The sequence below is a fragment of the Streptomyces sp. NPDC014889 genome, assembly GCF_043081205.1.
Taxonomy (GTDB): Bacteria; Actinomycetota; Actinomycetes; order Streptomycetales; family Streptomycetaceae; genus Streptomyces.
Genome location: NZ_JBIBWH010000026.1, coordinates 1 through 14603, shown reverse-complemented (window position 1 = coordinate 14603; position 14603 = coordinate 1). Strand labels below are relative to the sequence as shown.

The window sequence follows — 14603 nt, the reverse complement described above, 5'->3', positions numbered from 1 at the left end:
ATACCCGGACCTGACAGGCCACCGGCCCGGTGCGTGGAAGCGCCGCCGAAGTGGCCTCGCTGTCGTCCCCTCTTTCCCTCTGTCTGCTGCCGGGGCAGGAGTGTTTTTTCTGCCCCCTCCCCACGAGGTCACCTCTATGTCCGACGCCTCCATCGTCTGCTCGAACCTGTCCTTCACCTGGCCCGACGACACTCCCGTCTTCCAGGACCTGTCCTTCACCGTTGGCTCCGGCCGTACCGGCCTCGTCGCGCCCAACGGCACCGGCAAGAGCACACTGCTCAAGCTCATCGCCGGTGAACTGCGGCCCGGCACCGGGTCGGTCTCCGTGGCCGGTACCCTTGGCTACCTCCCGCAGACCCTCCCCCTGGCCAGCGACCTCACGGTCGCCGAGGTGCTGGACGTCGCCGCGATCATCCAGGCCATCGACGCCGTGGAGTCCGGGGACGTCGACGAAAAGCACTTCATCACCATCGGCGACGACTGGGACATCGAGGAACGCACCCGCGCCCAGCTCGACCGCCTGGGCCTGGCCGACCTCACTTTGGATCGCAGCCTGAGTACTCTCAGCGGCGGCCAGGTCATCTCCCTCGGTTTTGCCGCCCAGTTGCTGAAGCGGCCCGACGTGCTGCTCCTCGACGAGCCCACCAACAACCTCGACGTCGATGCCCGGCGGGGGCTCTATGACGCGCTGGAGGACTTCAACGGCTGCCTGCTCCTGGTCAGCCACGACCGCGCCCTGCTCGACCGCATGGAACGCATCGCCGAACTCAACCGCGGCGAACTTCGCTTCTACGGCGGCAACTTCACCGAGTACGAGGAGGCCGTACGGGCCGAGCAGGAAGTCGCAGAGAAGAACGTCCGCAGCGCCGAGCAGGAGCTGAAGCGGGAGAAGCGGGAGATGCAGCAGGCCCGGGAGCGCGCTGAACGTCGGCAGAGCAACGCCGCCCGCAACTTGAAGAACGCCGGTCTGCCCCGCATCTTCGCCGGCAACATGAAGCGGGGCGCGCAGGAGTCCGCGGGCCGGGCGGGCCAGATGCACGCCGGCCGGGTCAGCGAGGCGAAGGCCCGGCTGGACGAGGCCGGGGGAGCGCTGCGCGAGGAGCAGCGCATCACGCTGGACCTGCCGGACACCAACGTGCCCGCGGGACGCAACCTGTTCCTCGGCCGGCAGCTCCGCGTCCGCCTCGGCGACAAGGACGTGTTCGCCGGCCAGGGCGTCGACCTGACCGTCCGTGGCCCGGAGCGCATCGCGCTGACCGGTCCCAACGGTGCCGGCAAGAGCACACTGCTGCGTCTGCTCAGCGGCGACCTGACACCACACAGTGGCGAGATCAAGCGGGCCGACGGCCGCATCGCCTACCTCTCGCAGCGCCTCGACCTGCTGGACCTGGACCGTACGGTCGCCGAGAACTTCGCCGACTACGCCCCAAAGCGGTCGGAGGCCGAGCGGATGAACCTGCTCGCCCGCTTCCTCTTCCGGGGGCCTCGCGCCCATCTGCCCGTCGGAGTGCTCTCCGGAGGCGAGCGGCTGCGCGCCACCCTGGCCTGTGTGCTGTGCGCGGAACCGGCTCCGCACCTGCTGCTCCTGGACGAGCCGACGAACAACCTCGACCTGGTCAGCGCGGGCCAGTTGGAGAGCGCCCTGAACTCCTACCAGGGGGCCTTCGTGGTGGTCAGCCACGACGAGCGGTTCCTGCGCGAGATCGGCGTGAACCGGTGGCTGCGGCTGGCCGACGGCGAGCTGAAGGAGACGGGGGCCCCTGAGGTGTGAGCCGCCGGCGTGTCGACCTGGCCCGTGTCCGAGGCATGCCGCCCCGCGGGCCGAGCACCGATCACGTTGGACGGACCCCATGCCTCAGCCCGCTCTGCTCGCCCACGACCTCGTCCACACCCTCGGCGACCGACGGCTGTTCGACGGTGTCTCCCTGACCGCCTCGCCCGGGCACCGCATCGGGCTGATCGGGGAGAACGGCGTCGGCAAGTCGACCCTGCTGCGCCTGCTCGCCGGGACGGAAGAGCCGGACGCCGGCAGCATCACGCGCCCGCCCGACCTGGGCTTTCTTCAGCAGGAGATGTCGTACGACGCCGACGCGACGATCGCCGACGTGCTCGACGACGCCCTGCTGGAAGCCAGGGAGGACCTCGCGGAGCTGGAACGGCTCACCGAGCAGCTCGCGCGGACCGCGCAGGACGCGCCCGAGTACGCCGGCCTGCTCGACGCGTACGGCGTCCGACTCGAACAGGCCAAGGAGCGGGAGGCATGGGACGCCGACCGGCATGCCGCGCTCGTGCTCGACGGCCTGGGACTCGAAGTTTTCGCACACGACCGGACGCTCGGGTCGCTGTCCGGCGGGCAGCGCGGCCGGCTCGCGCTGGCCGCGCTGCTGGTCCGGCGGCCCTCCGCGCTGCTGCTGGACGAACCGACCAACCATCTCGACGAGGATGCCGCCGCCTTCGTCGAGGACCAGGTGCGCAACCTGCCCGGGGTCGTCGTGATGGCCAGCCACGACCGGGCCTTTCTGGACGCCGTGTGCACGGACCTGATCGACCTCGACCCCGCGATGGACGGCCCGGTCCGCTACGGCGGCAACTACAGCGCCTACCTGGCCGAGAAACGTGCCGAGCGGGACCGCTGGGAGCGACGCTGGGCCGAGGAACAGGAGGAGGCGGCCGCGCTGCGTGTCTCCGCCGGGGTCACCGCGCACCGCGTCGCAGCGGACCGGGGACCGCGCGACAACGAGAAGATGGGCTACGGCCACCGCGCCGGCCGGGTACAGAGCCAGATCTCCCGGCGCGTGCGTAACGCCACCCGCCGCCTGGAGGAGCTGGGGCGCTCCCAGGTCGGCGAGCCACCGAAGCCGCTGCGGTTCGAGAGCACGACGCTCGCCGCACCGGCGGCGGAGGGCGACGGTCCACTGGTGTCCCTGCATGACGTACGGGTGCCGGGCCGGCTCGCACCGGTGAGTGCGGAGGTGTCGGCGACCGACCGTCTGCTGGTCACCGGTGGGAACGGGACCGGGAAGTCGACTCTGCTGGCCGTGCTCGCCGGGCGGCTCGTAGCCGAGGGCGAGGTGCGGCGGCGGCGCGGGCTGGCCGTGGGACTGCTCGCCCAGGACACCGTTTTCGACCGGCCGGACCGGTCCGTGCGGGACACCTATGAGCTGGCGCTGGGCGCCGAGCGTGCCGAAGCAGTGCCGCTGTGCTCGCTGGGTCTGATGCACGAGGCGGACCTGGACAAGCCGGTCGGCCGGCTCTCGGTCGGACAGCGCCGGAGGCTGGGGCTGGCGCTGCTGGTGGCGCGACCGCCGCAGTTGCTGCTGCTCGACGAACCCACCAACCACCTGTCGCCGCGCCTGTGCGACGAGTTGGAGGCGGCGCTGGGCACCGGCCCCGGCGCGGTCGTACTGGCCAGCCACGACCGCTGGCTGCGGGAGCGCTGGCAGGGACGGGAAATCCGGCTCGGCCCGGACCACGAGCGCTCGGACCGCGCCGGTCACAAGCCTTTCGCCGGCCTACACCGCCACACCCGCAGGGGGTTGGCAAGATGACGGCCGGAAGGGGCGCGCCCGTCGGGCCTGGTGTAGGGGCGCCGGCCTTGCGAGCCGTGCGGTTCGTTCACCCGGTACCCCCAGTCGCCTCATGCGGCCAAGAGGCCTTCTTCGATGGGCACGTCCACGTCCGAAACCCGAATCCGGGCCCCCGCACCAGCCGGCGCCCGCGAGCCGTCCGCGCCCCTGTGGAAAACGCAGTCGGCCCCTGACCGGCGGATGCCGGCCAGGGGCCCTGTGACGACGGTCAGGCTGTGCCGACCGGCCTGCTGCGGTCAGCCGTCGTTCTCGGCCGACGGGATGTAGGCACCCGGCACGTCCTGAGGAGCGTGGATCTTCTTCTCACCCGGGTACGGCTTCGTCCAGTTGTGTGACTCGTACCAGGCGAAGTGGTTCATCTGCGCGGGGGGAGCGTAGTCCGGCACGGCCTGGGGACCGGTCAGCCGCTGCTTCGACTTCCACTGGTTCCACTCGGCGGCGACGTTCTTCATGTTCGCAGGCACCGAGGCCGCCGGCACGGCCGCCGCCTGCGGGTTCTGCTCCGCGGGGGTGTCCAGACCACAGGACGGCGCGGTCTTCGCACCGTCGGTCAGCGAGACCCGGTTGGGCAGCGCCTTGAACGGCGTGAAGTCCGGGTTCTGCGTGAATGCCGAGGCCATCGGGCTGGCCGCGGTGTCCTTCTGGTTCATCGGCTGGATCCCGAGGATCTGCTCGATGGTCCGCATCATGTTGATCTGCGAGTAGTAGTGGCTGTCCACCACTCCGTGCTTGGCCCAGGGGCTGATGATCTGGACCGGGGCGCGGTGGCCGTCCACGTGGTCGAGGCCGGCCTGGGAGTCGTCCTCGACGACGAAGATCGCCGAGTCCTTCCAGTACTTGCTGTGCGAGATCTCGTCAACGATCTTGCCGACGGCGAGGTCGTTGTCCGCGACCTGGGCGGCACCGCTCACCGGGCCACCGGTGTGGTCGCTGGAGAGCCAGAACATGTTCAGGTTCGCCGGACCGTTCTTCTCGAAGTCCTTCTTCCAGATCTCGGCGCGGTAGACGTCCGGGACGCTGGTGTCGAACTTCGGGAAGCCGTGCACCGACACGTCGTTGAGCGACGGGATCGGCGAGGTCGAGTTCAGCGGGTAGGCGGTGTCCTGACCGGTCGCCGCCATGTTCTTGCTGTCGCAGTACAGGTTCTGCCAGCTCGCGCCCGCCGGCTTGGTCAGGAACTGCTGGAACTCGCCGAAGTTCCGCACGGACTTGCCGGCGTCCTGCGCTCCGGTCCAGATGAAGCCGGTCCGCTGGTGGCCGAGGGCGTCGTCCTCGGTGTCGTAGCTACGGGCGTACTCACCCGCGGAGGACTCGGTGTACTCCGGGTTGTCGGACTGCATCAGCCAGTTGTGGCCCTCGGCGGAGTTCGTGCCGATGTCGTACGTGTTGTCGAACAGGCCGAACTGGCGGGCCAGGGCGTGCTGGTTCGGCGTGACGTTCTCGCCGTACTGCGTCAGCGACGGGTCGCCGTTGCCCTGCGGCATGTCACCGAAGACCTGGTCGTAGGTACGGTTCTCCTTGACGATCAGGAACACGTGCTTGATCGTCGAGGGGTCGCCGAGCTTGACCGGGACCGGCACCGGCCGGGCCGGGGACCCGGTGGACTTCTTGAGCGACTCGCCGTTCCAGCCGTTCTGCTTGAAGACCTTGCCGGTGTAGGACTTGATCACTCTGTCGTCGGGCAGCGTGAACTTCTGCACGCTCGACGTCGTGTCGTGGGTGCCGTGACCGCTGGCGTTGCGACGGGCGTCGATACCACGGGTGTTGGAGACGTAGACCTGGTTGCCGACGGTGGTGATCTCCGAGGGGAAGTAGTCCGTCGGGAGCAGGCCGACGTAGCTCACCGGCTCCTGCGCGGAGGTGTACCGGTAGACGGCGACCGCGTTGGCACGGCCGAGGGTCACCAGCAGGTGACCGTCGTCGGTGAGGGTCACCGCGTCGGGCTCGTAACCCACCGAGGCTTCGGCCCACGGCCGGGTGGCGATGGTCTGGACGACCTTGTCCTTCGCCGTGTCGATGACCGAGACGTCGTTGGTCGCGGTGTTGGTGACGAACAGCGCCCCGTTCTTGGCGTACACGGCGGTCGGATGCAGACCGACGTCGATGTTCGCGACGGCGGCGTCCTGGTTCGCCAGGTCGATGACGCTGACCGTGCCGGTGGTGGTGGCAGCGGTCTTCTGGTCGGCGAGTACCTGCGTGCCGTACGAGTTGATGGTGGGCTCGCCGGGCTTGGCCGGGCGGCCACCCTCGTTGCTGACGTAGAGCTTGTTGCCGACGATGATCATGTCACGCGGGGCGTTGCCCACGGCCCAGCTCTGCGTGATGGTCCCGGTCGCCGCGTCGATGGCGACGACCCGGTTCTGGCCGTTGACCGCGGAGTACACGGTCTTGCCGTCGGCCGAGAACACCGCCTCGCCCACCAGGGCTTTCTTGGACCCCTGCGCGGGGATGGCGACGGTCCTCGGGCTGGTGACGCTACCCTCCGGGTTCACGCTGAACACGGTGTAGCCGTCCGGCTGGCCCAGCCATAGCTGCTTGCCGTCGGGCGAGTACGTCGGGCCTTCCTGGCCCACGTTGTTGCTGCTGATGCGGGGGTTGGACGACGCGGCGTTGCTGACGAGCTGCTGCGTCTCCCAGTTCTTCAGGTCCACGATGGCCAGGGCCGCGCCACCGTCGGTGACCGAGGCGGCCATGTGCGTGCCGTCCGGGCTGACCGAGGACGACATGATTTTGCCCTGGTTGATGACAAGACGGTCGCCGTACGGGGCGATGTACTGGTTGCCGGAGACGACCTGGCCGTCGGCAGTGACCTGACCGACCTGGGCCGTGCCGAACTGGTGGGTCTGCGCGAACGCCGTGCCGGCGGCCACGAGGGCGACAGCGGTGGTGCCCGCCGTCAACAGCGGTATCCGGCGCCCGATGCGTCTGCCGAGGAGGTTGAACCGAGATTCCTCGACGAGCTTGCGGCGGCGAGTTACCTGCATTGAGTGTTATCCCTTCGGGGTGGTGTCGAGCAGCTCGACGTTGCCGTCGAACTGCCACAGCGGGTTCGGTGCGTCTCCTTCGGGGGTCCGCACCAGGAAGTAGCCGTTCACTTCCTTCGGTCCATCGCCATCGGCCATGAACCGCCCGTCCGGAGTGACGTCGAGTTGGTAGATCGCCTGTCCTGTGGCCTCGACGCCGGGAAGATGCCAGGTCACGACGCAGCGCCAGTCGTTGCCCGGGCCTTCTGCTGCGACCCTGGTGCTTCCCTTGTTGCACGTCGCCGTGGCCTTCAACTGGGCCTCGGTGACGGCGGGTCGGTTGAGTTGGTCGGTCTGCATGCGGTACAGGTGCGCGAACGCCGTGGCGACCGAGCGCTGCACCTTGTCCTGCTCGATCCCGGAGCCCGTCGCCGAGGTCGTCGCGGCGACGACCGCGAACGACACGGCGGCCACCCCGACGAGCGGCAGGACTCCGACGGTGATGGCGCGGCGGCCCGAACCGTCATGGGTCGGGTTGGTGAATTCGCGCCGTACGAAGAGCACATAGGCCAGTGCCGTCGCGACCACGGCCCAAGCGAGGCTGACGACGATGCCGATCAGCAGCGGGCCGAGTTGCTGCGGGCTGGTGAACAGTCCGTTCCAGGAGATGAAGGCGTAGCTGGGCAGGGCGACGCGGACGGCCACGGGGAGCGGCAGCATCTGGGCGACCGCCATCGCGAGCGAGACGAGTACGGGCACCAGCAGCCCCATCGGGGACCGTCCCAGGGTGACCGATCCGAGGAAGCCGAGTGCGGCGAGCGCCAGGGTCGGAGCGAGGACGCAGATCCAGGAGAGCAGGACCTGAACGGCGGCGTCCGACGGGGCCAGGAGGTGGCCGTCGAGGCCGACCAGCGGCTGGTCGCCGACCGTGAGGAGGCCGCCGACCGTGCTGGAGACCGCGAGCCCGGCCACGAACAGCAGCAGGACGGTGAGGCTGGCGACCACCTTCGCCACGAAGATCCGCCGAGGCGAGCGGACCGCCACGAGCAGTTGGCGCCAGGTACCGAGGCGGTCCTCGGAGGCGAACACGTCACCGGCCACGACCGAGGTCAGCAGCGGGAGCGCCCAGGTCCCCGCGAAACCGAGCATCACCAGCGGCCCGGCCCACCCGGAGACGTGCATCCAGCGCCCGAAGAGGGTGTCCACGGGGAGCGTGGCCTGCTGGCTCACGCCGGCGACGAAGAGTGCGGGAACGATCCAGCAGGCGAGGACCAGCAGGCGGATCCGCCACTGGGAGATGAGCTTGACGAGTTCGAAGCCACAGGCGCGGGTGACGGGGACACGACGGCCCCGGGCCGCCGGCTCGTGTTCCTGTTCCGGGCTCTGTGTGAGGGTCGCGGTCATCGGCCGGCCTCCTGCTGCTCGGTGAGGGCGAGAAACGCGGCTTCGAGTGGCGACACCACGGGAGTGAGCTCGCGCAGCGCGACGCCCTCCTCCACGAGTCGCACCACGAGGTCGTCCAGGGCGGGCACCAGGGCGCGGACGACGAGCAGTTCGGCGTTCTGCCGTACCCCCGCGTCGTCGACGACCCGGACCCCGCGCGCCTCGTCGGCCACCCGGCGGGCGGCCTGCGGGTCGGAGGTGAGCAGCCGGTAGTCGAGTTCACGGTTGTCGGTGGCCAGCTTGCTCAGCGGGCCGGAGAAGACGACGCGTCCGGTGACGAGGATGGTCACGTCGGAGCACAGCGTCTCCAGGTCATCCATGTTGTGGCTCGAGAGCACGACGGCGGTCCCGTCGGCCGTGAGCCGGTTGAGGACACCGTGCACGTGCTTCTTGCCCGCCGGATCGAGGCCGTTGGTGGGTTCGTCGAGTACGAGCAGCCGGGGCTTGAACAGCAGGGCGGCGGCGAGTCCGAGCCGCTGGCGCATGCCGAGGGAGAAGCCGCGGGTGCGGTCGTCGGCGACGCCGGTGAGGCCGACCTCGGCGAGTACGTCGTCGATTCCCGCCGTGCGCGCGTCGTGACCGCGGAGCGCGGCCAGCGCGGCGAGGTTCTGCCGTGGGGTGAGCGAGGGATAGAGCGCGGGACCGTCCACGAAGCCGGCGACACCGTCGGGAGCTTCGAGTGCCCGCCCGACCGGTGTCCCCAGGACCTCAAGGCGACCGCTGTCGACGCCCGAGAGCCCCAGCAGGAGGCCGAGCAGGGTCGTCTTCCCGGCGCCGTTCGGTCCGACCAGGCCGTGGATCTGCCCCTGCGTCACATCGAGGTCGATGTCGTCGAGGGCGACGACATCACCGAAACTCTTCGTGATGGCGCGAGCCCGGATTGCGGGAAGTTGTTCCATGGGTCCCTTCCTTCAAGAGCCTCAAGGACCATAGGGATTGCCCATGCTGCTCACAGGGATCAGGAGTTGAATGCTGGTGGAACATGAAACGACTTGGCATTCGCGACGCCGTCACAGGGCGCGAGCCGTCCACGCTTCGACCAGCGGTTTTTGTGATGCGAGCCACCGCGTCAGGAAACGGCCCGTCCGCGATGGCCGTGCCGACGGTACTGGCGTCGCCCGTCCGCAGCAGCCGGCGCCACGCGTCCTGGAGGCAGGCGAGCCCGGTCGCCGCGTGTGTCAGAGCAGCCGACGACCCTGACCACACCACCGTTCAGCGATCACTGGATTCTCAAGGATGTGGTCATCCCGTCGGCCGAGGAAGTGCAAAATGGAACGCCATGAGGGTTGTTGTCGCCGAGGACTTGACGCTGCTGCGCGACGGTCTGATCCGGCTGCTGACCGCGCACGGCTTCGACGTGGTCGCTGCGGTGGACAGCGGGCCGGATCTGGTGCGCGCCCTGTCGGAGCAGCGCCCGGACGTGGCCGTGGTGGACGTCCGGCTGCCGCCGACCCGCACCGATGAGGGGATCAGGGCCGCGCTGAGCGCCCGGGAGGAGATCGACGGACTCCCCATCCTGGTGCTGTCGCAGTACGTCGAGCGGCTCTACGCCCGAGAGCTGCTCGCGGATGGCCGGGGCGGCATCGGCTACCTGCTCAAGGACCGGGTGTCGGACGTCGGGGAGTTCGTCGAGGCGGTACACCGGGTCGCCGCCGGCGGAACCGCCCTCGACCCGATGGTGGTGGCGAGGCTGCTGGACAGCCGGCGGCGGGCGCTGCCGCTGGACCGACTGACCCCGCGTGAGCGGGAGGTGCTCGCGCACATGGCGCAGGGCCGGTCGAACGCGGCCATCGCGACCGCCCTGGCGATCACCGAGAAGGCAGTCGGCAAGCACACCAACAACATCTTCGCCAAGCTGGGGCAGCCGCCCTCGGAGGACGACAACCGCCGGGTCCTCGCCGTGCTGGCGTACCTCGACGGATGGGGGGTCTAGGCCCACCACCGAAGACACAGTCCAGGCCCAGGGACTTCCCCGCGCTCGCGGACCAGCCTGGGCTCATGACACACACCAACAGATGCCCCAGCGTCGCGACTCCCACCGCGGGGCCGGTGCTTCGTTCCCAACGGGCACTCGCCCCCGACCTTGCCCGCGGCGCGATGCTGCTGTTCATCGCGCTGGCCAACGCGGCGAACTTCGCCTTCGCGGGCCAGCCCGGCATCGACGGTACGCCACACGGCCTGCAGCGAGTGGTCAACTTCTTCATGATCACGTTTGTGGACAGCCGGGCGTACCCGGTGTTCGCGGTGATGTTCGGCTACGGGCTGGTGCAACTGGCCCGCCGCGCTGCCGCGGCCGGCGCCGATCCGCGACGCATCCTGTTGCGCCGTAACGCGTGCCTCATCGTCTTCGGCGCCATCCACGCCACGTTGTTGTATTTCGGCGACTTTCTCGGCGCGTACGGCATCGTCGGGATCATCGCCACGCTTGTCCTCCTCCGCCGCGGCGACCGGGTCCACCGCCTCGTCATGTGGCTGTGGGCGCTCGTGCTCGGCTTCACCCTCGTCCTCGCCGCCATGCTGGTCGTCAACGCCGAGAGCGGTCACGCGGTCGTCACCAACACCCCCAACCCGTCGTTGGCGGCAGCCTCTTACGGACAGGGCGTTCTGGATCGGCTTGCGGAATGGCCCGTGCACACCGCGACAGTGGTGCCGTTCATCTTCATCGTCTGGCTCGGCATGTGGGCAGCGCGCCGCCGCATTCTGGAAGACCCGGAGACACACCAGGTCCTGCTGCGCCGCACCACGGTGGGCTGCCTGGCCGTCACCGTGCTCGGCGCCCTGCCGTACGCGCTGGTGGCCGCCGGTGCGCTCCAGGTCGACCCCGGTACTCTCGATGCCATGGCCTATCTCCACGCAGTCAGTGGCGAGTTCGGTGGTCCTGGCTACGTCGCCCTGTTCGGGTTGCTGGCGCAGCAGTTCTCCACCGGCCCGCGCCGGCCGAAGATCGTTGGCGCGGTCGCCGCGTTGGGCCGGCGGTCGCTGAGCGGGTACCTGTTCCAGTCGGTGGCCTGGACCATCGTCTTCGCCCCGTTCGCCTTGGACCTGGGGGGCTCCACGTACCGCGCGGTCATGGCCGCGGTCGCGGTGTGGACGGTGTCGGTGCTGGCTGCACGGGCCATGGAGAGGCGGCGGTACCGGGGGCCGGCCGAGCGCCTGCTGCGCCGCTTGACCTACGGCCGGTCATGAGCGGCCCCCCGTGGCGCTGGCCCGCCAGAGTCCGGATCGGCCTGGCCGCGGTGGTGTCCGCCGCGGCCGGGCTGCTCTGGGCCGGCACCGGTGGCGGAGACTTCTGGCCGCGGTGGGTCTGGTTCGGCCTGGCCACCGTGCTCGCCGCCGACCAGCTTCTGCGGTGGGTGTTGCGCGTGCCACCGGGCCGGCGGCGCTGGCTCGCGCTGGACGGCGCCCTCTGCGCGCTCATCGCCACCGACGACGTGGCGATCTGGGCGCTCTCCGGTGGCGGACTGTTCTGGCCCATCTTCACCTTTCTGGCACTGTCCATGGTGTGGGGCACACACGCGTTCCTGGTGAGCCGCCACCCCGACGACCGGGAGCGGGCCTTGGTCGCACGGGTGGACACGCTCACTCGTACCCGCCGCGGTGCGGTGGAGAGCCAGGCGGCCGAGCTGAAGCGGGTCGAGCGCGACCTGCATGACGGTGCGCAGGCCCGCCTGGTGTCGCTCGGCCTGACCCTCGGCATGGCTCAGGACCTGATCCACCGCGACCCGGACGCCGCGGCGGAGATGCTCGGCGAGGCCCGTTCCACCGCCGGCAGCGCGCTGGAGGACCTCCGTACCGTCATGCACAGCATCCAGCCGCCGGTACTCGCCGACCGCGGCCTTGCCGACGCGGTCCGGGCACTCGCGCTCGACCTGCCGCTGCCGGTCACCATCACCGGCGACCCGCCGCCGGACATCCCTGTGGCGGTCCAGACGGCCGGGTACTTCGCCATCGCCGAATGCCTGGCCAACACGGTCAAACACGGCCAGGCGACCGCGGCATCCGTGACCTACGTGACCGACCCGCAGGTGCTGCGGGTCGAGGTGGGCGACAACGGCGTCGGCGGCGCCGTTGTCGCACCCGGCCGCGGCCTGCACGGCATCGTCCAACGGCTGGCGATCCTCGACGGTCAGCTCGACGTCGACAGCCCGGCCGGCGGCCCGACGCGCGTCACTATCACCGTCTTGGTCTGAGGCAATGCGGGTTGAACGCGCCTCAGATCACCGCCGCGTCCGCACAATGCGGACCCGCGATGACAACCGCAACGACCCGCGCGACCCGCACGGACACCACGCGACCGGCCGACGGACCGCCCCTGTTCGGGCCGGATTCGCAGTTCCACGCGTTCTTCGACGACCCGCGCTGGGCGCTCGCCATGGTCCGCGCGACCGTGCTGGAGGCGGCCCACCCGCAGATCGGCGCCGCCCTCGTCGACAACTCCACCTTTGTCGCCCACCCCTGGCGCTGGCTCCGCAACACCTTCCTCAGCATGCGCCGCATGTTCGACGCCGACCCCGCGGTACGCGAGCGGGAGGCCGCCCGGCTCAACCGGCTGCACGCACGCATGAGCGGCTCCGACTCCCGAGGCCGGGCCTATGACGCGATGGACCGCGCGACCCGCGCCTGGGTGGTCGCCACCCTCTTCGAGAGCGCCGTCACCATGTGCCGGCTGAGCGGCCAGCCGCTCGACCAGGACACGATGGAGCGTATGTACGCCGAGTACCGCGCGTTCCTGGCAGCCCTCGACGGTGACGCCGGAGAACTCCCCGAAGACCTCCACGATTTCTGGCAGTACTTCGACCGGGTCGTCGAGAACGAGTTGGAGTACACCGAGGCGGCCCGCGTCATTCTCTACCGGCTCTTCGACCACCTGCCCGCCCCGCCGCTGCTCGACGGCGCCCCGACGCTGTGGGCGGCAGGCCGGGCCGTCGCCGGACCTCTCCTCGGCGCGATCATCGTCGCCTCGCTCCCCGGGCCGTACCGGCGCCGGGCCGGCCTGCCGGAGATGCCCGGCGCCCAGACCCTCATGCAGGGCGCCTACCTCGCCGCCGGACTGGCCCGCTTCCTGCCCGAGGGCTGGCTCAACGCCGAAAGCGTCATCGAACTCCTCTCGCTCTCGCCCGGGAGCGACGACCCCCGCTCCCGGACCGTGGCCGCCGTGCGCGGCCGCATGAGGCGGGCATCCGCCCTGCTCCGCCTACTGACCCCGCTGGGCGGTGACACCGATCCGGACCCGGCATCCGGGGCGGGCACGGGGGAGGGCCGACGTTCAGCGGAGGAATTTTTCCGCCAGGTGCTGGACCAGACCGGCGACGGCCACCTTGACCGGCCTGACCTCGCCGCCATGGCCCGCGAACTCTCCACCCGCCTCGACCTGGACGAACCCGAGGAGACCCGGCTCTACGAGGCCTTCGCGCCTGGTGGCGCGAACTCCAGGCCGCCCTCGACACGGACGGCGACGGCCGCGTCAGCGCCGACGAGTACGCCGCCGCCGTCCCCTCCCTCGCCGGACCCGCGCTCATCCGCGTCGCCGAGGTGCTCTTCGACGCCACCGACAAGGACGGCAGCGGGGCCATCGACGCCGACGAGTACCGGACTCTCTACCGCACCGCCTTCCGCCGCGACCTCCCCACCACCGACGGAATCTACGGCCGGAGCGCCTTCGTGAGTGACTTCCTCTCCTTCATGTCCGCCCGCCGCACGGGCACCCCGTACGACCCCCTCCTCGCGGACGCCTGATGTGATCTCTTTGATCTGGAGCTTCGAACGTCGTCTCGCACTTGATCACTCGCGTGGGTGACTGCCGTACGTGCAGGCGGCCATGTTCGAGTCGGCCACCGACCGTCTCCCTCGTCCTGCGCCTGGCAAGGGAAGATTTTGGGCGGGGGGACAGGCGCGTCCACGGTGAGCTGCTGATCCGCAGGCGTGAAGGTGGCCGTTTCCACCGTCTGGGAGATCCATCGCGGGGGATTGAGGTCGTGCTGACGGGAGCCCGGATGCCGAGAATGAACTCGATCATGGAGAGGTGGGTGCGGACCTGTTGGCGCGAGCTGCTGGACCGCACCTTGATCTGTCCGCTGGCTGTCGGTGTCCGACTCGGCGCCCGGCGTCCTGTCAGGCTGAGGTCTTCGATGGGGACTCGCGGCCCTGTGTGCGCAGTTGCTCGTTGAGGCGCTGGGCTTCTTCGAGTTGGTCTTCGAGGATGATGATGCGGCAGGCGGCCTCTATGGGGGTGCCCTGGTCGACGAGTTCGCGGGCGCGGGCAGCGATGCGCAACTGGTAGCGGGAGTAGCGGCGGTGGCCGCCATCCGAGCGCAGGGGGGTGATCAGGCGGTGTTCGCCGAGGGAGCGGAGGAAGGCGGGGGTGGCGCCGAGCGTTTCGGCGGCCCGGCCCATGGTGTAGGCGGGGTAGTCGTCATCGCCGAGGTTGTCGATGGGACGGGAGGCGGCAGGGGGCATAGACCTCTTCTTTCGTGGACGCGTCGGGGGGGGGGGGGGGGGGGGGGGGGCCCCCCCCCCCCCCCCAAAAAAAAAAAAAAAAAAAAAAAAAACCCCCCCCCCACGGCCCCCCGCGTAAACCCGCCGGGGGGGGGGGGGGGGGGGGGGGGGGGCG

General features: G+C 70.0%; 9 protein-coding genes and 1 pseudogene. 6 read left to right on the top strand and 4 right to left on the bottom strand.

All coding sequences use genetic code 11. The features are described from left to right. Positions 1-136 precede the first annotated feature (136 nt). Together abc-f and ACF09J_RS34205 are read left to right on the top strand one after the other, a co-directional pair. The gene (abc-f, locus tag ACF09J_RS34210) at positions 137-1771 is read left to right on the top strand and encodes a ribosomal protection-like ABC-F family protein (RefSeq protein WP_392309360.1); all 1635 of its coding nucleotides are present in this window, start codon (positions 137-139) and stop codon (positions 1769-1771) included. 79 nt (positions 1772-1850) lie between these two features. Beyond that, on the top strand, positions 1851-3548 hold the full coding sequence (locus ACF09J_RS34205) for an ABC-F family ATP-binding cassette domain-containing protein (RefSeq protein WP_392309359.1): 1698 nt from the start codon (positions 1851-1853) through the stop codon (positions 3546-3548). 275 nt (positions 3549-3823) lie between these two features. Here ACF09J_RS34205 and ACF09J_RS34200 read toward each other — a convergent pair whose 3' ends face one another. From ACF09J_RS34200 to ACF09J_RS34190, 3 genes are read right to left on the bottom strand one after another with little or no spacing between them, the layout of a single operon-like run. Then, positions 3824-6571: an alkaline phosphatase family protein gene (locus ACF09J_RS34200; protein WP_392309358.1), complete on the bottom strand. Its 2748-nt coding sequence runs from the start codon at positions 6569-6571 to the stop codon at positions 3824-3826. Positions 6572-6577: 6 nt separating this feature from the next. Next, complete coding sequence (locus ACF09J_RS34195) at positions 6578-7954, bottom strand: ABC transporter permease (protein ID WP_392309357.1); 1377 nt, start codon at positions 7952-7954, stop codon at positions 6578-6580. Further along, a complete protein-coding gene (locus ACF09J_RS34190) occupies positions 7951-8892 on the bottom strand; it encodes an ABC transporter ATP-binding protein (RefSeq protein ID WP_392309356.1) in 942 nt (313 codons plus the stop codon). Before ACF09J_RS34190 ends, ACF09J_RS34195 begins: the two co-directional genes overlap by 4 nt. A 380-nt stretch (positions 8893-9272) precedes the next feature. Between ACF09J_RS34190 and ACF09J_RS34185 the strand changes: the two genes are divergently transcribed. From ACF09J_RS34185 to ACF09J_RS34170, 4 genes and pseudogenes are all read left to right on the top strand, one after another. Beyond that, a complete protein-coding gene (locus ACF09J_RS34185) occupies positions 9273-9926 on the top strand; it encodes a LuxR C-terminal-related transcriptional regulator (protein WP_392309355.1) in 654 nt (217 codons plus the stop codon). A 164-nt stretch (positions 9927-10090) separates the two neighbouring features. Further along, positions 10091-11179, top strand: a complete 1089-nt coding sequence (locus ACF09J_RS34180) for a DUF418 domain-containing protein (protein WP_392309354.1) — start codon at positions 10091-10093, stop codon at positions 11177-11179. Then, positions 11176-12183 (top strand): sensor histidine kinase, encoded by a 1008-nt coding sequence (locus tag ACF09J_RS34175; protein ID WP_392309353.1) that lies wholly within the window; start codon positions 11176-11178, stop codon positions 12181-12183. Before ACF09J_RS34180 ends, ACF09J_RS34175 begins: the two co-directional genes overlap by 4 nt. 59 nt (positions 12184-12242) lie before the next feature. After that, positions 12243-13729, top strand: a pseudogene (locus ACF09J_RS34170) (oxygenase MpaB family protein). A 375-nt stretch (positions 13730-14104) separates the two neighbouring features. Here ACF09J_RS34170 and ACF09J_RS34165 read toward each other — a convergent pair. Beyond that, the gene (locus ACF09J_RS34165; protein ID WP_392309352.1) at positions 14105-14449 is read right to left on the bottom strand and encodes a MerR family transcriptional regulator; all 345 of its coding nucleotides are present in this window, start codon (positions 14447-14449) and stop codon (positions 14105-14107) included. Positions 14450-14603: the final 154 nt, after the last annotated feature.

What these genes read in the sequence shown, in the direction of transcription:
- ACF09J_RS34195 (WP_392309357.1), bottom strand. Translation starts at nt 7,954, where the DNA reads ATGACCGCGACCCTCACACAGAGCCCGGAACAGGAACACGAGCCGGCG.
- abc-f (WP_392309360.1), top strand. Translation starts at nt 137, where the DNA reads ATGTCCGACGCCTCCATCGTCTGCTCGAACCTGTCCTTCACCTGGCCC.
- ACF09J_RS34175 (WP_392309353.1), top strand. Translation starts at nt 11,176, where the DNA reads ATGAGCGGCCCCCCGTGGCGCTGGCCCGCCAGAGTCCGGATCGGCCTG.
- ACF09J_RS34200 (WP_392309358.1), bottom strand. Translation starts at nt 6,571, where the DNA reads ATGCAGGTAACTCGCCGCCGCAAGCTCGTCGAGGAATCTCGGTTCAAC.
- ACF09J_RS34190 (WP_392309356.1), bottom strand. Translation starts at nt 8,892, where the DNA reads ATGGAACAACTTCCCGCAATCCGGGCTCGCGCCATCACGAAGAGTTTC.
- ACF09J_RS34180 (WP_392309354.1), top strand. Translation starts at nt 10,091, where the DNA reads ATGCTGCTGTTCATCGCGCTGGCCAACGCGGCGAACTTCGCCTTCGCG.
- ACF09J_RS34165 (WP_392309352.1), bottom strand. Translation starts at nt 14,449, where the DNA reads ATGCCCCCTGCCGCCTCCCGTCCCATCGACAACCTCGGCGATGACGAC.
- ACF09J_RS34185 (WP_392309355.1), top strand. Translation starts at nt 9,273, where the DNA reads ATGAGGGTTGTTGTCGCCGAGGACTTGACGCTGCTGCGCGACGGTCTG.
- ACF09J_RS34205 (WP_392309359.1), top strand. Translation starts at nt 1,851, where the DNA reads ATGCCTCAGCCCGCTCTGCTCGCCCACGACCTCGTCCACACCCTCGGC.